The sequence below is a fragment of the Pseudomonas fluorescens genome, assembly GCF_001623525.1.
Taxonomy (GTDB): Bacteria; Pseudomonadota; Gammaproteobacteria; order Pseudomonadales; family Pseudomonadaceae; genus Aquipseudomonas; species Aquipseudomonas fluorescens_Q.
The window spans coordinates 3,906,332-3,925,185 of the sequence record NZ_CP015225.1; the positions used below are offsets into that span (position 1 = coordinate 3,906,332).

The 18,854-nt window shown below is 59.2% G+C and carries 16 protein-coding genes, 1 other RNA gene and 1 pseudogene; 9 read left to right on the forward strand and 9 right to left on the reverse strand.

What is annotated here, in order from left to right:
• Positions 1–52 precede the first annotated feature (52 nt).
• The 3 genes from TK06_RS16860 to TK06_RS16870 are packed head-to-tail and all read right to left on the reverse strand — an operon-like array spanning position 53 to position 2,206.
• Positions 53–355 carry an RnfH family protein gene (locus TK06_RS16860; protein ID WP_063322992.1) on the reverse strand — a complete coding sequence of 101 codons (303 nt, stop codon included), beginning with the start codon at positions 353–355 and terminating at the stop codon, positions 53–55.
• Positions 352–795 carry a type II toxin-antitoxin system RatA family toxin gene (locus TK06_RS16865; protein ID WP_024617726.1) on the reverse strand — a complete coding sequence of 148 codons (444 nt, stop codon included), beginning with the start codon at positions 793–795 and terminating at the stop codon, positions 352–354. The genes TK06_RS16860 and TK06_RS16865 overlap by 4 nt, the downstream gene beginning before the upstream one ends.
• A gap of 7 nt (positions 796–802) precedes the next feature.
• Positions 803–2,206 carry a sodium-dependent transporter gene (locus tag TK06_RS16870; RefSeq protein WP_063325167.1) on the reverse strand — a complete coding sequence of 468 codons (1,404 nt, stop codon included), beginning with the start codon at positions 2,204–2,206 and terminating at the stop codon, positions 803–805.
• A 118-nt stretch (positions 2,207–2,324) separates the two neighbouring features.
• Here TK06_RS16870 and smpB point away from each other — a divergent pair, with 118 nt between their 5' ends.
• Complete coding sequence (gene smpB, locus TK06_RS16875; RefSeq protein WP_042730880.1) at positions 2,325–2,807, forward strand: SsrA-binding protein SmpB; 483 nt, start codon at positions 2,325–2,327, stop codon at positions 2,805–2,807.
• Positions 2,808–3,002: 195 nt separating this feature from the next.
• Here smpB and TK06_RS16880 read toward each other — a convergent pair whose 3' ends face one another.
• Positions 3,003–3,770, reverse strand: a complete 768-nt coding sequence (locus tag TK06_RS16880; RefSeq protein WP_063322993.1) for an FCD domain-containing protein — start codon at positions 3,768–3,770, stop codon at positions 3,003–3,005.
• 262 nt (positions 3,771–4,032) lie between these two features.
• On the opposite strand from TK06_RS16880, the gene TK06_RS16885 reads away from it, so the two are divergent.
• The 8 genes and pseudogenes from TK06_RS16885 to TK06_RS16920 all read left to right on the forward strand — a co-directional run bounded on the left by TK06_RS16885 (position 4,033) and on the right by TK06_RS16920 (position 13,970).
• Entirely contained in the window at positions 4,033–5,727 is a 1,695-nt protein-coding gene (locus TK06_RS16885; RefSeq protein WP_063325168.1) for a lactate permease LctP family transporter, read from the forward strand.
• Positions 5,728–5,877: 150 nt separating this feature from the next.
• The gene (locus TK06_RS16890; RefSeq protein WP_063322994.1) at positions 5,878–6,702 is read left to right on the forward strand and encodes a (Fe-S)-binding protein; all 825 of its coding nucleotides are present in this window, start codon (positions 5,878–5,880) and stop codon (positions 6,700–6,702) included.
• Positions 6,699–8,158: pseudogene (locus tag TK06_RS16895) on the forward strand (LutB/LldF family L-lactate oxidation iron-sulfur protein). Before TK06_RS16890 ends, TK06_RS16895 begins: the two are co-directional and overlap by 4 nt.
• Positions 8,155–8,826: a LutC/YkgG family protein gene (locus TK06_RS16900; protein WP_063322995.1), complete on the forward strand. Its 672-nt coding sequence runs from the start codon at positions 8,155–8,157 to the stop codon at positions 8,824–8,826. Before TK06_RS16895 ends, TK06_RS16900 begins: the two are co-directional and overlap by 4 nt.
• Positions 8,823–11,633: an FAD-binding and (Fe-S)-binding domain-containing protein gene (locus TK06_RS16905; protein WP_063322996.1), complete on the forward strand. Its 2,811-nt coding sequence runs from the start codon at positions 8,823–8,825 to the stop codon at positions 11,631–11,633. The genes TK06_RS16900 and TK06_RS16905 overlap by 4 nt, the downstream gene beginning before the upstream one ends.
• A 127-nt stretch (positions 11,634–11,760) precedes the next feature.
• Positions 11,761–12,039 (forward strand): hypothetical protein, encoded by a 279-nt coding sequence (locus TK06_RS16910; protein ID WP_063322997.1) that lies wholly within the window; start codon positions 11,761–11,763, stop codon positions 12,037–12,039.
• A gap of 92 nt (positions 12,040–12,131) precedes the next feature.
• Positions 12,132–12,528, forward strand: a transfer-messenger RNA (tmRNA) gene (ssrA, locus tag TK06_RS16915).
• A 185-nt stretch (positions 12,529–12,713) separates the two neighbouring features.
• Complete coding sequence (locus tag TK06_RS16920) at positions 12,714–13,970, forward strand: integrase domain-containing protein (protein ID WP_063322998.1); 1,257 nt, start codon at positions 12,714–12,716, stop codon at positions 13,968–13,970.
• Between the two features lie 166 nt (positions 13,971–14,136).
• On the opposite strand, the gene TK06_RS16925 is transcribed toward TK06_RS16920, so the two are convergent.
• The 5 genes from TK06_RS16925 to TK06_RS16945 all read right to left on the reverse strand — a co-directional run bounded on the left by TK06_RS16925 (position 14,137) and on the right by TK06_RS16945 (position 18,714).
• A complete protein-coding gene (locus TK06_RS16925; RefSeq protein WP_063322999.1) occupies positions 14,137–14,406 on the reverse strand; it encodes a hypothetical protein in 270 nt (89 codons plus the stop codon).
• Complete coding sequence (locus tag TK06_RS16930) at positions 14,406–15,383, reverse strand: integrase domain-containing protein (protein ID WP_063323000.1); 978 nt, start codon at positions 15,381–15,383, stop codon at positions 14,406–14,408. The genes TK06_RS16925 and TK06_RS16930 overlap by 1 nt, the downstream gene beginning before the upstream one ends.
• Complete coding sequence (locus tag TK06_RS16935; protein ID WP_063323001.1) at positions 15,367–15,720, reverse strand: hypothetical protein; 354 nt, start codon at positions 15,718–15,720, stop codon at positions 15,367–15,369. The genes TK06_RS16930 and TK06_RS16935 overlap by 17 nt, the downstream gene beginning before the upstream one ends.
• Positions 15,707–17,113 carry a YfjI family protein gene (locus TK06_RS16940; protein ID WP_063323002.1) on the reverse strand — a complete coding sequence of 469 codons (1,407 nt, stop codon included), beginning with the start codon at positions 17,111–17,113 and terminating at the stop codon, positions 15,707–15,709. The genes TK06_RS16935 and TK06_RS16940 overlap by 14 nt, the downstream gene beginning before the upstream one ends.
• 1,064 nt (positions 17,114–18,177) lie before the next feature.
• Positions 18,178–18,714: a LasR-specific antiactivator QslA gene (locus tag TK06_RS16945; protein WP_063323003.1), complete on the reverse strand. Its 537-nt coding sequence runs from the start codon at positions 18,712–18,714 to the stop codon at positions 18,178–18,180.
• Between the last annotated feature and the right edge of the window lie 140 nt (positions 18,715–18,854).

An 18,854-nucleotide genomic window follows, 5' to 3' on the forward strand; every position in this document is an offset into this window, starting at 1 on the left:
CATAAAAAAACCCGGCATGCCGGGTTTTTTATTGCCTGTCATTCAAGCCAGGTTATTGCTCCGATTGGCGTGCCTGGGCAGCCTTGGCCGCGCGCAGGCGCCGAATTTCCTTCGGATCGGCCAACAACGGGCGATAAATCTCCAGTCGATCGGCCGCCTGCACCACCTGATGCTCTGGATCGACAACCAGCTTGCCAAAAATCCCCACCGGGCAAGTCGTCAGATCCAGCTCCGGAAACACATCGCCAATACCGGATGCCGCCAGTGCGGCGCGAACACTCGCGCCCTCCTGCACCATGCAGGTGCGCAAGACCTGACGCTCCGCCGAGGCATACACCACTTCTATCTCAATCAACGCTTGAGCTCTGCATTCTGCTTGGCCCGCTGGCAGAACGCATCGACCAGGGTATTGGCGGCCTGATTGAACAGCGGCCCCAGCGTCGCCCGCACCAGAGGACCGGCGTAGTCGAACGACAGGTCCAGGCTGATCTTGCAGGCCTTTTCACCCAGCGGCTTGAACACCCAGACACCGTGGAGCTGGTTGAAAGGCCCTTCCTCCAGATTCATCTCGATGGACTGTCCCGGTACCAGCGTATTGCGCGTGACAAAGCGCTGGCTCAAGCCGCTCTTGGCAATGTTGAGGCTGGCGCGCATATGGGTTTCAGAGCTTTCCAGCACCTCGGCCGACGAGCACCACGGCAAGAACTCCGGGTAGCTCGCCACATCGTTGACCAGGTCATACAGCGCCTGCGCCGGGTAGGGCAGCAAGGCCGAGCGTTGAATATGTGTCGTCATGTAAGCGTCACTTCCACAGCTGGGCGGCAAACACTACAAGAATGCCGATGGGCGCCACATAGCGCATCAAGAACAGGCTCAAGCCGAACAATACCGGGCTACGCAGCGACAGCTCATCACGCACTGCTTCACGCCCCATGATCCATCCTGCAAACACTACGAAACACAAACCACCCAATGGCAGCATGATCCGTGAGGTGAAGAAATCAATCACGCCGAAGAAATCCAGCCCTCCGGTTGCGCCCCACTGGTAGAGATGGAACAGCCCGTCTTCGTTCACGAAAAACTTCGCCTGCTTCCATATATTGAAGGAAAACACCGTGCCCAGGCCGACAAACCAACAGGTGAAGGCCAGCCAGAAGGTTACCCAGGCACGACTGAGCAGGGTCCGTTCAACCAGGTAAGCCACCATGGGTTCCAGCAGGGAGATGGCCGAACTCCAGGCCGCGATGGCCACCAGGAGAAAAAACACCACGCCCATCACCTGGCCGAACGCCATGCTGCCAAAGGCAAAGGGCAGGCTGACGAACATCAACCCTGGCCCCTCGCTCGGATTCAGGCCGGCAGCGAACACAATCGGAAACAATGCCACGCCCGCCAGCAGCGACACGAAGGTGTCCAGCAGTGCGACGCCGAACACAGTTCGGGTCAGGGAGGCATTCTTGGGCATGTAGGCGCCATAGATCATGATCGAACCGACCCCGACGCTCAGGGAGAAAAACGCATGCCCCATGGCCGGCAGAAGGCCGTCCAGGACTTTCTCCGGCTGGAAGTCGAACATGAAATGCACGCCTTCCATGAAATGCCCGGTGGTCATGCTGTAGCCCAGCAGCACCAGGATCATCACGAACAGCAACGGCATCATGATCCGCAGGCTGCGCTCAAGCCCGGCCACCACGCCCCGGGCAATCACCACCGCCGAGAGCACCATGAAAATCGTGTGCCAGAGGGTCAGCCTCCAGGGATCGGCGATCACATTGCCGAAGTAGGCGCCCACCTGATCCGGCGTGGCCCCTTGGAAATCCCCGCGCCCCATGTCGATGATGTAGTCCAGGGACCAGCCACCGACCACACTATAGAAAGACAGGATCAACAGCGCCGTGATCATCCCGGCGAAGGCGCCCCACGACCACTTGGTCGAATGGCCAGCCTCTACCGCCAGTACCTTCAGGGCATTGGCCGGGCTTTGCCGGGCCCGACGTCCGATCAGGGTTTCGGCCAGCATCACCGGTGCGCCGATCAGCGCGATGCACGCCAGGAACATCAATACGAAGGCGCCGCCACCGTAGACGCCGACCATGTACGGAAACTTCCAGATACTACCCAGCCCCACGGCAGAACCAGTCGCCGCGAGTATGAAGACCCAGCGGCTAGCCCAACTGCCGTGGACAGAAACCTTGTCTGTCGACATCGTGATCACGCCCAAGCATTCAAAAAAGAGGCCGCATTGTCCGGGATTCACTCAACGTGCTCAAGCACGCTGCTTCACCGTAGCCGACACGCGCGCAACTGCCTATAATGCCGCCCCTATGGCTAAACAGAAGAAACACCCCACAGGGACCATCGCGCAAAATAAAAAGGCGCGACACGATTACTTCATCGAACAACGTTTCGAGGCTGGCATGGTCCTGGCCGGCTGGGAAGTAAAGAGCTTGCGTGCCGGCAAGGCGCAACTGGTCGACAGCTATGTGCTGCTCAAGGACGGCGAAGCCTGGCTGCTGGGCAGTCATATCACGCCGCTGACCACCGCCAGCACCCACGTGATTGCCGACCCGGTGCGCTCGCGCAAATTGCTGCTCAACAAACGCGAGCTGGAAAAACTTTTCGCCTCGGTGCAACAGAAGGGTTACACCTGCGTCTGCACGTCGTTGTACTGGAGCAAGCACTTGATCAAGTGCGAAATTGCCCTGGGCAAGGGCAAGAAGGAATACGACAAGCGCGATACCGAGCGTGAACGTGATGCCGGCCGCGAGCTGCAGCGTGCAGTGCGCAACAAGGGCAAGGAAGACTGAGTCTTTCGTCCTTGAGACCGCTATCGCGAGCAAGCTCGCTCCCACACCCGATCACGGCGATACACAGTCTTGTGTTCACTGAAGATCCAATGTGGGAGCGAGCTTGCTCGCGATGACGGCGACACATTCAGCATTGATGGGTCAGACTGACCGCTTTCGCGAGCAAGCTCGCTCCCGCAGGCTTCGCAAGCACGCTCACATCCCCTTGCGCCGCTCCGCCCGCGCCACGCGCTGCACTTCCTGACGCACCTCTTCCAAAACTTCCTGCACATACAAGATATGCCGGCTGGACACTTCCCGCGCCTGTTCGGCGTGCCCGCCCATGATGGCCTGGTACAACTCCCGGTGCTGGCTGATCAGCATGTCGCGGGTTTCACTGCGCTGCTTGTACATGCCGCCGATGTTGGTCACCACGTTGCGCTTGAGCAAGTCGAACAAGCCGCGAATCGTGTGCAGCAACACGGCGTTATGACTGGCCTCGGCGATCGCCAGGTGAAACCGGGCATCCGCCGCGCCCTCCTCCGCCCGGCTGACCTCGTCGTGGCGCGAGTAACAATCCAGCAGCTCCTCGAATGCCGCCGTCAGCCGATCGCGGTCCACATCCGTGGCCCGCTGCGCCGCGTAATAAGCGCAGGACGCTTCCAGGGTGTGACGGAACTCCAGCAAGTCACGCTGCGCTTCGGGATTGCTTTCCAAAAGCTGCAGCAGCGGATCACTGAACGTCGAGCCCAGCGACTCCACCACATAGTTGCCGCCGCCCTGGCGACTGACCAACAAGCCTTTGGCCGCCAGCTTCTGGATCGCCTCGCGCAACGAAGGGCGTGACACACCGAACTGCTCAGCCAGGGTCCGTTCGGCCGGCAGCCGCTCACCGGACTTGAGCGTGCCCTCAAGGATCATGCCTTCAAGCCGCTCGACAATATCGTCAGACAAACGGCGCTGACGAATCTGATCAAACCCCATAACTCAATTCTCCACGATCCCGACCGCTCGCCGGGCCCTCTATTCTGGCCCATCCGGGCTTTATCCACACCCCGTAAAAGCCGCTTCTACCAACGGATCAGATGCCATCTGCACCGCTTATTCGACGAAAGTTTCAGGGCGGCAAATTGACACACGACAACCAAGGCTTTTACCCTAGCCAACAGCGATTGTAAATTGGTATTACCAATTAACCAAATCCGCTGGCAGTGCCTGACCAACAACAATTAGGGGCCCACCCATGATGCAAACCTGGCAACAGCTCTACAGCCCGCTCGGCAGCCTCGGCTTGTCCGCACTCGCGGCCGTCATTCCCATCGTATTTTTCTTCCTGGCCCTGGCGGTGTTTCGCCTCAAGGGACATGTGGCCGGCAGCATTACCCTGGCCCTGGCGATCGCTGTGGCGATTTTCGCGTTCAATATGCCCGCCGACATGGCCTTCGCAGCCGCCGGCTATGGCTTTGCCTACGGTCTGTGGCCCATCGCCTGGATCATCGTCGCCGCCGTATTCCTCTACAAACTGACGGTCAAGAGCGGCCAGTTCGAGGTGATTCGCAGCTCAGTGCTGTCGATTACCGATGACCAACGCCTGCAAGTGCTGCTGATCGGCTTTTGCTTCGGCGCGTTCCTCGAAGGGGCCGCCGGTTTCGGTGCCCCGGTGGCGATCACTGCCGCCCTGCTGGTCGGCCTGGGCTTCAACCCCCTGTATGCCGCGGGCCTGTGCCTGATCGCCAATACCGCCCCGGTCGCGTTCGGCGCGCTGGGCATTCCGATCATCGTGGCCGGTCAGGTTACCGGGATCGACGCCTTCAAGATCGGCGCCATGACCGGTCGCCAACTGCCCCTGCTGTCGCTGTTCGTGCCGTTCTGGCTGGTGTTCATGATGGACGGTCTGCGCGGCGTGCGGGAAACCTGGCCAGCAGCGCTGGTGGCCGGCTTGAGCTTCGCCATCACCCAGTACTTCACCTCCAACTTCATCGGCCCGGAACTGCCGGACATCACCTCCGCCCTGGCCAGCCTGATTTCCCTGACCCTGTTCCTGAAAGTCTGGCAGCCCAAGCGCACCGCCGGCGCCCAGATTGCCGGCGCCACCTCCAGCGCAACGGTCACCGCCAGCGCCGGCGGTTTCGGCCAACCGCGCAGCACGGTGGCTTCGCCCTACAGCCTGGGAGAAATCATCAAAGCCTGGTCGCCGTTCCTGATCCTGACCGTATTGGTGACGATCTGGACCCTCAAGCCGTTCAAGGCAATGTTCGCTGCGGGCGGTTCGATGTACGGCTGGGTGTTCAACTTCGCCATCCCGCACCTGGACCAGATGGTGATCAAGGTCGCGCCCATCGTGATCAACCCCACTGCCATTCCGGCCGTGTTCAAGCTCGATCCGATTTCCGCCACCGGCACGGCGATTTTCTTCTCCGCATTGATCTCGATGCTGGTACTGAAGATCAATATCAAAACTGGTCTTACCACTTTTAAAGAGACACTTTTCGAGCTGCGCTGGCCGATCCTGTCCATCGGCATGGTGCTGGCATTCGCCTTCGTCACCAACTACTCGGGCATGTCGTCGACCATGGCCCTGGTACTGGCCGGCACGGGCGCGGCGTTCCCGTTCTTCTCGCCGTTCCTGGGTTGGTTGGGCGTGTTCCTGACCGGTTCCGATACGTCGTCCAACGCGTTGTTCAGCTCGCTGCAAGCCACCACCGCGCACCAGCTCGGCGTCAACGACACCTTGCTCGTGGCGGCCAATACCAGCGGCGGCGTGACCGGCAAGATGATTTCGCCACAATCGATCGCGGTGGCCTGCGCGGCGACCGGGCTGGTGGGCAAGGAATCGGATCTGTTCCGTTTCACCCTCAAACACAGCCTATTCTTTGCAACGATTGTCGGCCTGATCACGTTGGCCCAGGCCTACTGGTTTACCGGCATGCTGGTTCATTAAGTCCTACACGCAACACTGAAAAAACCGACGCCGAACCGTGATTCGGCGTCTGCTATTCACCACCGGGTCTGCAAGGCTGCTGAAAGATTTCCTGTCTATATTCAGCAGCCTCAGCGGACGGATAACCGGGACCACCCGGAGACACGCCTGATGAGCGAGCTTTTTTATAACGCCGTGCCGAACGCGACCCGTGTCGCCCCGCCACTGCCCGAGCCTCGGCAGTACCCCAGCGAAAAACCGCAAAGGGTCTACCTGTTCGGCACTTGCGTGGTCGACCTGTTCTATCCCGAAGCCGGGATGGATGCGATTCATCTGCTGGAGCGCGAAGGAATCCGGGTGGACTACCCGCAAGGGCAAAGCTGCTGCGGCCAACCGGCCTACACCTCGGGCTACACCGAGCAGGCGCGGACGGTGGCACGGGCGCAGTTGGCCCTGTTTGCCGAAGATTATCCGGTGGTCGTGCCCTCGGGCTCCTGCGCCGGCATGCTGCGCGAGCATTACGCCGATCTGTTCAAGGATGAGCCCGACACGCTCAAACAGGTTCAGGCCCTGGCGGCCCGGACCTATGAACTGGCTGAATTCCTGCTGTTCGTCTGCAAGGTGCAGTTGAACGATAGCGGCGAACCCGTGAAAGTCGCGCTGCACACGTCCTGCTCGGCACGGCGTGAAATGAACACCCATCTGCATGGCCGTGCGTTGTTGGCGCAGCTGCGCAATGTGGAGCGAGTTGAACACAGCCACGAAAGTGAATGCTGTGGCTTTGGTGGGACGTTCAGCGTTCGCATGCCGGATATTTCCGGCGCGATGGTGGCCGACAAGACCCGAGCGCTGAAGGAATCCGGCGCGCACAAGGTCATCAGTGCCGATTGTGGCTGCCTGATGAACATCAACGGCGCACTGGAAAAACAGCAGGAAGCGTTACGCGGCCAGCATCTGGCGAGCTTTCTCTGGCAGCGTAGCGGAGGTGTTGCATGAGCACGCCAACGCTGATCCCGACTGTAGAGGTGCAGGAAGATTTTCGCGCCCGGGCCCACAAGGCTTTGGACGACACGCAACTGCGAAACAACTTTCGCAGCGCGATGGATTCACTGATGACCAAACGGGCAACGTCTTTCAGCGATGCCCACGAAAGAGAACACCTGCGAGTGCTCGGCAATGCCGTCCGCGCCCGTGCGTTATCCAAGCTGCCCGACCTGCTCGAGCAACTGGAAACCAACCTGACCCGCAACGGTGTGAACGTGCACTGGGCGGAGACGGTGGACGAAGCCAATGGCATCGTCCTCTCGATCATCCGCGCTCACGAGGCGCGGCAAGTGATCAAGGGCAAATCGATGGTCAGCGAAGAGATGGAGATGAACCATTTCCTCGAGGCTCGGGACATTGAATGTCTCGAATCCGACATGGGGGGAATACATCGTCCAGCTCGACCACGAGAAGCCTTCACACATCATTATGCCGGCGATCCACAAGAATGCCGGTCAGGTCGCGTCCTTGTTCCACGACAAACTCGGCGTGGAGTACACCAAGGACGTTGACCAACTCATTCAGATCGGTCGCAAGGTATTGCGGCAGAAATTCTTCGAGGCCGATATCGGCGTCTCCGGCGTCAACTTCGCCGTCGCCGAAACCGGCACGCTGCTGTTGGTGGAAAACGAAGGCAACGGACGCATGTCCACCACCGTGCCCCCCCGTGCACATCGCTGTGACCGGCATCGAAAAAGTGGTGGAGAACCTGCGCGATGTCGTGCCACTGCTCTCACTGCTGACCCGCTCGGCCCTCGGCCAGCCCATCACCACCTACGTCAACATGATCTCCGGCCCGCGCAAGGCCGATGAACTGGACGGCCCCCAGGAAGTCCACCTGGTGCTACTGGACAACGGCCGCAGCCAGGCGTTTGCCGACAGTGAACTGCGCCAGACCCTGAACTGCATCCGCTGCGGCGCCTGTATGAATCATTGCCCGGTCTATACCCGAATCGGCGGCCATGCCTACGGCGAGGTTTACCCGGGACCTATCGGAAAAATCATCACGCCGCACATGGTCGGCCTGGCCAAGGTGCCGGATCATCCGAGCGCGTCTTCGCTGTGCGGTGCCTGCGGTGAAGTGTGTCCGGTGAAAATTCCGATCCCGGCTTTGCTGCGGCGGTTGCGGGAAGAAAACGTCAAAGCGCCGGACAGCCCCCATCAGGTGATGCGCGGCCAGGGCAGCAAATACTCGCCCAAGGAACGCTTCATCTGGAATGCCTGGGCTCGGCTCAACAGTTCGCCACGGCTGTATCGGCTGTTCGGCTTCCTCGCCACGCGCCTGCGCGCCCTGACGCCCAACAACGTCGGCCCCTGGACCCAGAACCACAGCGCCCCCAAACCCGCCGCCCGCTCATTGCATGACCTGGCCCGCGACCACCTGAACCAGCAGGGAGACCGCCGATGAGCGCCAAGGAAAATATCCTCGCCAAGCTGCGCAAAAGCCTGACGGGCGCCACACCCGTTGCCGACAATTTCGATGTCGAACTAGTGACGCAAACCTACCGCTACGCACCGGAGGAGCGCATTCCGCAGTTGCGCAAGCTGATGGAAGCGGTGCACACCGAAATCCACCTGACGTCCGACGAAGGCTGGCCGACCCTGCTCGCGCAATTGCTGCGCGACCGTCAATTGCCGAGTCTGCTCATCGCCCCGACCACCGCACACGGGCAAAAAATCACACAGTTCTGGGCGAACAATCCGGACCTGCCAACCCTCAAGGCCTACGACCGCCCGATAGAAGAGTGGAAAGCCGAGTTGTTCAACGACACTCCCGCCAGCCTCACCGGCACCCTTGGCGCCATCGCCGCCACCGGCAGCCTGATTCTCTGGCCAACCCGGGAAGAACCGCGGCTGATGAGCCTGGTGCCACCGGTGCATTTCGCCCTGCTCAAGGCCAGCGAGATCCGTGACAACTTCTATGAAGTGCAGCAGGAATTCGAGTGGGCCCAAGGCATGCCCACCAACGCCCTGCTGGTATCGGGTCCGTCGAAAACCGCCGACATCGAGCAAGTCCTGGCCTACGGCGCCCATGGCCCGAAGGATCTGGTGGTTTTGATTCTGGAGGACCAATGACCCTTCCGGCCTCTTTCCTACACGACGTTCAACAACTGATCCCGCAGAAACGCCGTTTCGACGATCCGCTGTCGACTTTGGCCTTCGGCACTGACGCCAGTTTCTATCGGCTGATTCCGAAACTGGTGGTACGCGTCGAATCCGAAGATGAAGTGATTGCCTTGCTGAAACTGGCCCAGCGCGACCAGGTGCCCGTCACCTTCCGCGCCGCCGGCACCAGCCTGTCCGGGCAAGCCATCAGCGACTCGGTGCTGATTGTGCTCGGGGATAACTGGAACGGTCGCGAGATCCGCGCGCAAGGCACGCAGATTCGCTTGCAGCCCGGCGTGATCGGCGCCCAGGCCAACGCCTGGCTGGCCCCGTTCGGACGCAAGATCGGCCCAGATCCGGCGTCGATCAACGCCTGCAAGATCGGCGGCATCGTCGCCAACAACGCCAGCGGCATGTGCTGCGGTACGGCGCAGAACACCTATCACACCTTGGCCGGTATCCGCCTGGTACTGGCCGATGGCACGCGCCTGGACACCGAAGACGACAACAGCGTGGCGGCTTTTCGTACAAGCCATGGCGAACTGCTGGAACGCCTCGCCACCCTCGGTCGCGAAACCCGCGCCAACACTGAACTGGCTGCGCGAATTCGACATAAATATCGTCTGAAAAATACCACCGGCCTGTCACTCAATGCCCTGGTGGATTTCGACGAGCCTGTGGATATCTTGAGCCACCTGCTGGTCGGCTCCGAAGGCACCCTCGGCTTCATCAGCGCGGTGACCTACAACACCGTTATCGACCATCCGAACAAAGCTTCGGCGCTGATCGTATTCCCGGACGTGGAAACCTGCTGCAACGCCGTCACCGTGCTGAAAAGCCAGCCAGTCTCGGCCGTGGAACTGCTGGACCGCCGCAGCCTGCGCTCGGTGCAGGACAAACCGGGCATGCCGGATTTCGTACAGCATCTGTCGATCAATGCCTGCGCCTTGCTCATCGAATCCCGCGCCGCTTCCTCGTCTTTACTGCAAGAACAACTGGTCCGGATCATGGCTTCACTGGCCGGCTTCCCGGTGGAAAAACAGGTCGACTTCACCGAAGACCCACGGGAAAACGCCCGGCTCTGGGCCATCCGCAAAGACACCTTTCCAGCGGTGGGCGCGGTCCGTAAAACCGGAACCACGGTGATCATCGAAGACGTGACCTTTCCGGTGGAACAACTCGCCATTGGCGTAAACCGCCTGATCGAGCTGTTCGACAAACATCACTACGACGAAGCGATCCTTTTCGGACACGCGCTGGAAGGTAATCTGCACTTCGTCTTCACCCAAGGCTTCAACAACCCTGAAGAAGTCGCACGCTACCAGGCGTTCATGGATGACGTGGCGCAGTTGGTGGCGGTGGAATTCGGCGGCTCGCTAAAAGCCGAGCACGGCACCGGGCGCAACATGGCGCCGTTCGTCGAGCTGGAATGGGGCAGCGATGCCTATCAACTGATGTGGCAGCTCAAACGCCTGCTCGATCCCAACGGCATCCTCAACCCGGACGTGGTGCTCAGCGAGGATCCGCAGATCCACCTCAAGCACCTCAAGCCGCTGCCAGCCGCCGATGAGATCGTGGACAAGTGCATCGAGTGTGGTTTCTGCGAACCCGTGTGTCCGTCCAAGGACCTGACCTTGAGCCCGCGCCAGCGCATCGTGATCTGGCGGGACATCCAGGCGAAGAAACGCGCCGGTACGGACACCACCGAACTGGAACAGGCCTATCAATACCAAGGCATCGACACCTGCGCCGCGACGGGCCTGTGCGCGCAACGTTGCCCGGTAGGCATCAATACCGGCGAGCTGGTGAAAAAACTGCGCAGCCGTGACGCGACGAAGACGAAAACCGCCAACTGGATTGAAGGAAATTTCGCCACCACATTGCAAGGCGCACGCTTCGCCCTGCACGTGGCCAATGGTGCGCGGATGCTGCTAGGCGCCCCCCGCCTGGCGAAACTGTCGGCTTCGTTGACGCGGCTGTCCAAAGGCCAGGTCCCACAGTGGACCAACGCCATGCCCCAGCCGGAAAAGGCCATCCGTTTCAGCCCCACCGTGTCGGATGAACGCCCGCGCGTGGTGTACCTGGCGGCTTGCGTATCGCGGGTCATGGGCCCGGCGGCCGAGGATAAAGAGCAGATGTCACTGTATGAAAAGACCCAACGGCTGCTGGAAAAAGCCGGCTACCAAGTCGTCTTTCCCGACAATGTGGACAGCCTTTGCTGCGGCCAACCTTTCGCGTCCAAAGGCTACGCCGAACAAGCCGAGCACAAACGCCAGGAACTGATCGGCGCACTGCTGCACGCCAGCCGCGGCGGACTCGATCCGATCTATTGCGACACCAGCCCCTGCACATTGCGCCTGGTCCAGGACCTCGGTGAGGTGCGCCTGGACCTGTATGACCCAGTGCGCTTCATCCGCACCCATCTGATGGATCGTCTCGACTTCACTCCCCAAGAGGCGCCCATTGCGGTGCACGTCACGTGCAGCACCCAGCACCTTGGCGAAAGCCAGGCACTGATCGACCTGGCGCGCAAGTGCAGTAAAAACGTGGTCATCCCGGAAGGCATCCATTGTTGCGGTTTCGCCGGCGACAAGGGTTTCTCCACACCAGAGCTGAACGCCCACTCGCTGCGCTCACTGAAGGACGCGGTACAGCATTGCAGCGAAGGGATTTCCACCAGCCGCACCTGTGAGATTGGCCTTACGCAGCACGGCGCAATCGACTACCACGGGCTGGTCTACCTCATCGATCGGGTCACCCAGGCCAGGGCGACCTGAAGAAAAATAGAACCCTGGCGCACGGGCACAGTCCACTGATCAAGTCCCGCAAACGCGGGACCTTCCAAAAACTGGTAGCCGTCCTGATGGCCAGCGATGCCTGGTCCCTCAGTTCAAGGAGAGACACATGAAACGCTCTGTACTGCTAGGTCTGTTCGTCACTGCCTCCATGCTAGCGTCGTCTTCGTTTGCCGCCGATCTCTGTGATACCAACCTGAAAGCCATCGAGAACGCGAAGAGCCAGTATCAGGGCTCGGATATCGAGGCTAAAGTCGAGGCCAGCGTCCAGCAAGCCAAGGCCCATCAAGCCCTGAACACCAAGGAAGGCACCGAGAAATGCATCTCCGAAACCACCCAGACCATCCAGGAGATCCAAAAGGTCAGCACAGACGGTAAAAGCTCCTGACCGCTGGGCCAACCTTCGGGTTGGCCTCAGACGCGGATTGGCGTACACTGCAGATGCTTGCCGCTTCAGCAGATCCACGAAGCGTCAGGCTCGGGGCCGTTTAGGATTCGACGCCGGTTGCGAAACTTTAGGTGCATGCCGAGTTGGTAACAGAACTCGTAAATCCACTGTTGCAACTTCTATAGTTGCCAATGACGAAAACTACGGCCAGGACTACGCTATCGCTGCGTAAGCAGCCTTAACGCCTGAGCTTCTGGTACCTTCGGGTCCAGCAATCATTAGGGGATGTCTGTAAACCCAAAGTGATTGTCATATAGAACAGAATCGCCGTGCAGTACGTTGTGGACGAAGCGGCTAAAACTTACACAACTCGCCCAAAGCACCCTGCCCGTCGGGTCGCTGAGGGTTAACTTAATAGACACGGCTACGCATGTAGTACCGACAGCAGAGTACTGGCGGACGGGGGTTCAAATCCCCCCGGCTCCACCACTTCATCATCTAAAGACGTCCACGGACGTCTTTTTTTGTGCCTGAAATCCAATGAATACGGGGTTTTCAGGGCTTTTGGGGGCTTTGGAGGTTCTCTGAGTTCCAGGCGGTTTGGTATCCCGGGTGGTATCCCACGCTACCTGGTGCTATTTTCAGGATACCAAAACGGTGCTGGAGGTAGTCCCATGCCTACTAACGCAACCCGCCTCTCCGATCGCCAGCTCAAGGCAGTCAAGGCAACTGGTAAAGACTTCGTCCTTAGCGACGGCGATGGCTTGCAGCTTCGAGTGCGCGCCAGCGGCTCGATGATGTGGAATTTCAATTATCGCGAGCCGTTGACCAGAAGCCGTATCAACATGGCCCTCGGTCCGTACCCCGACCTCTCGCTGGCCAATGCCCGAAAGAAAGCCGTCGAGGCGCGTGAGCTGCTCGCCCTGGGTATTGATCCCAAAGCCCAACGTGATGAGGTACGGCATGCCAAGCTCGCTGAAACTGAGCACACCTTCGAGAAGGTGGCCACGGCCTGGTTCGAGTTGAAGAAAGACTCGGTTACCAAGGCCTACGGCGAAGACATCTGGCGATCACTGACGCTTCATGTTCTCCCAAGCATGAAAACAACACCGCTCTCGCAGATCACTGCTCCAATGGTCATCAAGATCCTTCGCCCAATCGAGGCCAAAGGGAGCCTCGAAACCGTGAAACGATTGAGCCAACGACTCAACGAGATCATGACTTACGGGGTCAACTCCGGGCTGATATTTGCGAACCCTCTCAATGGCATTCGGGCGGTGTTCAAGAAACCCAAGAAAGAGAACATGGCTGCGCTACCACCTGAGGAACTTCCCGAGCTCATGATGGAAATCGCGAACGCCAGCATCAAGCGCACGACCCGCTGCCTGATCGAATGGCAACTGCACACGATGACCCGCCCTGCCGAAGCAGCTACCACACGATGGGCAGATATCGACTTCAACAAGCGCATTTGGACCATTCCGCCAGAGCGCATGAAAAAGCGTCGGCCGCACACAATCCCTCTTACCGATCAGGCACTTGCGTTACTGGAGACGCTCAAGCAACTCAGCGGTAACAGAGAGTACGTGTTCCCCTCAGATAGAAATCCCCGCACCCATGCCAATAGCCAGACCGCCAACATGGCGTTGAAGCGCATGGGCTTTCAGGACCGTCTAGTCAGCCACGGCTTGCGCTCGATGGCGAGCACCATTCTGAATGAGCATGGCTGGGATCCGGAACTGATTGAGGTCGCACTGGCGCATGTCGACAAGGACGAAGTTCGTAGCGCCTACAACCGGACGGATTACATCGAACGCCGGCGTCCGATGATGGCTTGGTGGAGTGAACATATCCAGAAGGCGGCCATCGGCAGCCTGTCGGCATCGGCCATCAATCAAACCAGGGACCGCAACGTCGTACCGATTCGCTGAGCATCCAAAGGTACGCGACGCTGGCGAAAATCCATGTCGTGCAGCAGCGCGACAGGAGTGACAACTGTCGCTAAATCTCTGGTATGCCTGCGCCTCTTCAGCCAAGCCCCTGAGTATGGGAAGGCTCCGCATTCCCATACTCAGGGGCTCACGCTTAAAAAATCTATCAGACAACCCCGAATTTCGCTTTTCTCCGGCGGATCATCCCTGCTGTTAATTCGTAGTAGTAGACGGTAGCTGGAGCTGAGCATCGCAGATAGTGCTCCAGAAACCATCTCACGTGCTTTTCTCTCCAGGACCAGGGAGTCGCGCAACCCCAGCGCTCACGAATCACCTCGTGCATCCTTTCTGCTTGTCTAATGTGCCGCTGCCGCGTGGCATGCGCACCTTTGAGCACGGGACTCAGAAACAGCGCCATGTCGAATTCAAACTTCATCACCGACCTCCGATGTAGGCACTCATCACATCGATGCGGTTATGTCCCAACTCATGGCTGATCTGCTGTCGTGCACGCTGATCAAGCTCTCGATCTTCTCGATGGCCACGACCGCCATTGACGGGTGCAGAGAAGCCGGTCAGTTGCTCATAGCGCTCGCAGGCGTAAGCCGCTCGCAGCTCATGAAAGCCTTTCAACCCATGCTCATGCAGGATATCCCGTGCCGACCGCACAACTGTCTGTACGAAGTCTTTGTAACTTTCGTCGGGCGCCAACAAATTCCGACTCCCACTGGGCGACGCATCGCTGGCTCTATCCAGGGCCTCTCGAACTTGAACCGTGACCGTAATCCAGCGCGGCGCCAATGCCCCTGATCGACCACCTTTGGTGCCATCTTGGATATTGATCTTTCCCAGTCGCTGAGCCTCTCGTTGCAGGCGCGGCAGGTCGGCCAAGATCGCTTCACGCAGGCGCATACCGGTCTCCCGAGCAAGGAGCACAATGGCACTCACCCTCTCCTGCTGACGATCTGACAGCGCTTGCGCAATCAGCCTGACCTGCACACGGTCTTGGCCTTGCGGTGCCTCACTACGAACGCTTGAGCGCTGCAAGCCCAGCGCCTTGCTCGGACTGGGGATTTTGACGTACTGATCACCGCGCAGCGCGGCCAGCGTTCGGTTAACACTGGACAGGCGGTTCTGCGCGGTGGCGATGCCGACGTTGCCCTGCTCAACTTGCTCGCGCATATGGAAGGCATACCGCATGAGGATCTCACGGTCGATCTGTCGCGCGTCGTTGAGTCCCGGTCCCTCCTCGGATCGACACCATTGCACGAATGCCTGCCAGCGATCGCTATGGGCTTTGACGGTACCAAAATGGCCATCGCCAAACAGATCTTTCAGGGCTTGCGGTCCGGCATAGCTGAGCTGGCGACCGAAGCCGAAATTACGCCCAGATCGATTACCGACCCGAGCCATTTCTCTGCTCCTGATCGACTGTAACTAGATCATGCAAAAGGGCTCGCCAGTTCGCACTTACGATGGCGAACTGGGCCCAATCAGTCGGGCGAAAACACAGCGTGTTGTCGGCGACGTAGAGATGCGCCTCCTCCTCTTTCAACCATTGAATGATGGCTGTCGTCGAGGTGATAGTTTTATGGGTAGTGGCGACATCGGCGACACCGGCGACAACCCGTGGTTTGCCTGGCTTTGAGCGTGGCGACAAAGTGGCGACAGTAGCGGCGACAAACCGAGTTTTTGGCTCCTTTTTGCGCAGAGCCAGATGGTTACGTAGCGCTTCATCAAGATTGAACATGGCGCACCTCGAAAGTGTGGCCGTCGGTGATCAGCCAGTGATGATCAATCAACTCGACCAGCAGCTTGGCGGCGTGACGACTGCTCTTACGGGCAAAGCGGGGACCGTTGCGGTTCAGCTCCCGAATACTGAAGCGCTTCCAATCCTTGACCTGCAGCCAGCGCAGTAGCCGGTCCGCCTCCTCCTTTACCCGGCCCACCGGCTCATGTTCGGTCAGGCGCTGGATCTCCGTGAGGTAGTAACCGATTAAGGCGGAGGCCCGTTGGATATGGTCGACCTCTACCACGCCGCTGTCCTCTACGACTGCCAGGATACCGGCGATGCGCAGCAGGTTATCGGCGGCCTTCGATCCGCTAGGCCGTACGCTGGCCAGCTCACCAAATTCACCCAACTGGGCTTCGATAGCATCATGTAGATCAATCCAGCGACGGCGGGCCAACGGACTGAGGCTAAGCGGTGATAGCTGCAAGGCACCATCAGCGGAAAGCGACCAGGGCTGACAAAACAGGGCCGAAAGGCGGCGGTGATATCGCTTCAGGGCGGCGTCTTTGGACAAGTCGACAGCCTGATAACTCCGTTGTCCGGCCAGGCTGGTGGGCCAGGTCATCAAGCAACGACCGAGGATGCCTTGCCCCTGCAGCAACGGGTCACTGAGTAACTGCAAGGCCAAGTACGGTTGCAGCATGAGGTGCAGGCTCAAGCGTCGGTCATAAGCCCTAAGGCTTTCGCCTACCATGGAGCGAGCGCGATCAATCGGGCTACCGTCCCAGAGTGACGACAAGGTCGTGACCGCTTTCAAACGGTTATCCCTACTCATGGTGCTGCTGCCGAGGAACTGTCCGCCTTCGTCACAGAACAGGCCCATGCTAGGCAAGTCATGACAGAGCCCTTTGATCAGGGCCTCGATAGTCGGGTCTGTGGTGATCAGCCGGGGTGCCGAGGGCTCCGCTTCGAGCGGCAGGCAGTTTGCGGAGTCGGGATCGGCGGGGTTGATATGCTGCGCCTGTCGCTGTGCGGCGCGATACCGGACGAGCTGTTCGCGGTAGCGCTGCCACTGTTCACGCTCCCATTGCCGTGCGGGCAGCAATGCAAATCGGTCTGCCGCCGTCTTGCGATCACCTGACGCGGCGACTGTAATTAGGTACAGCGACAGTGGATAGCTTCGACCGTCGAGGAGTAAGCCCGCATGACCTTGGGTGGCCAGTGCCGAGGCAGCCAAGACCGATTGTGCTGCCAGTGCTTGAGGCACGCCGATGACCTCGGCCATGCGCTCAACTGCAGGCCCAAGAATTCCACCAAGTGCCTGCACCGGATAAGGTTCAGCCACGGGATTCGACTCGATTAACGATCGAGGGGATCGTGGGAGTTCAAGCTTCGGATCTAACTGCTGCATGGCCCTCTCCTCAGTGATTGCTGGCTGTCCTCACGTACGCCCGCCACAGCTGTTGAGTGTTATCAGGGATCAAGGCCCCTGCGGCCTGTGAGGTGTTCACTGACGCGGAACGTGCGGCTCCTTACGACCGGGAGCGAGGGCATGAACCCATGAATCTGGCCTTCTTAGCGCATCCGAAAATGCGGGCGGGCGGGCTGTGCCGACTGACGAGTTCGGCACCTGGAGATCCTGAGTGGGAGAAGGCAACAACATCGACGCCTGGGGCATGCCTGACTGTCAGTCAGGTGCAGCCTTTCCATGGGCTGCGGCACCGGTGCCTGTGTCGTTGCGGATGGCGACGAATCGGATTTGTCAGGCCGATTGTCACGAGGAGAGTTGCGGCAATGCCTTGTACGACGTGGCTTGCAGCAGTGGTACGAGCGCCCGTCTCTTTCCAGAAGAAAGAGACGGGCGCGGATTGGCGCAGCGAAGTGTGCCGAGAGGTGAGGTTGCTGCAGTGCAGCGAGGAAGGTCCATCGTCTGCCGCAGTAGGCAGATTGGTCGAGTAGGCATCCATCACTCTTGGGAGTGACCGTGCGAGCCGCCGGACGCTAATCGCACTTGGGGAAGAACCACCACGCGAGTGGCGTAGCCTTAAAGGTTCTGGCTACCTGGGCAGGTGCTGTCAACGACAGCGATCCGTGCGCCAATTGTTATACCCACTCGAAAATGCGGTCAAGCGGCACCGCCAATGCGCTGAGAAAGTGGCGACTGTCGCCACTTCTGTCGCCATGCTCCAGACCACGTTATACGCGAGTTGTCGCCACTGTCGCCGCTGTCGCCATACCTATATCCATGCCCAACGAAAGGATCCGCTTTGACACTGAAATGGCCCTGCGCCCGATACAGATCACGAGCAATTACTGACGGGTAAAAGAAGGCTGGCGCTGATCAAATTTGAAATGAAAGAGGGGAACGCGGTGGCTGCAAGGAAAAGCGAGTGAACCCTCCGATCGGCGCGATCAAAGATCGCTTAATCGGAGGGTTTGGCGGGAAAAGCAAAGTCTCAAACGTCAATTACAAACTCAGGCATCGATGCTGGTTGACTGGGAAGTGACTGCATCACGTCGCATGATCAGCGTTTGCTGCAATCGCAGCAGAAAACCTGCTTCAAATGCTTCTTGGGGATCACCTGGACGATGATGCTTTCGGTTTTGCGCCAGTGCCCACCACAGCGGCAATGATGAACCATCGAGCCAGGTCTCAGCGCACCGAACGCCGTCCTCAATCATCGGGCGGAATTCATTGCCCCATGGTGTTCGAAGACCAGGACAGCCTTCAGCTGAAGGGACAGAGACGTACTCACCAACCTGTTGATGAACGCGCTGAGCTGGGATACCGGACAAACATCGAAACGCCTTGTCGAACAATACAGCCGCGTCATCCAACAGCTCTACCGCCAGCTCAACATCCTGTGGAAAATGAAGCAGGACGCTCTGTGCTCCATTAAGCCGAAGTATTGCAGCCTGCCGTAGTTTAATCGCTGCATCTTCAGGGGTAAGCGATGAAGTATCGATGCTGTTGGGTTTGGGTAGGCCAATGAGAAGCGAAAGATCAAACATCGCGGAATCCTCCGAGATATTGTGCAGCTTGAATCGTTTGGCCAGGGTGGCGCACGAGCTTAAAAGGGGGACAGGTCATTTTCCTTATCTCCTCGGACAGTTAAGGAGCCGTCCACCCAGCCGTTCTGACACAAAATGGG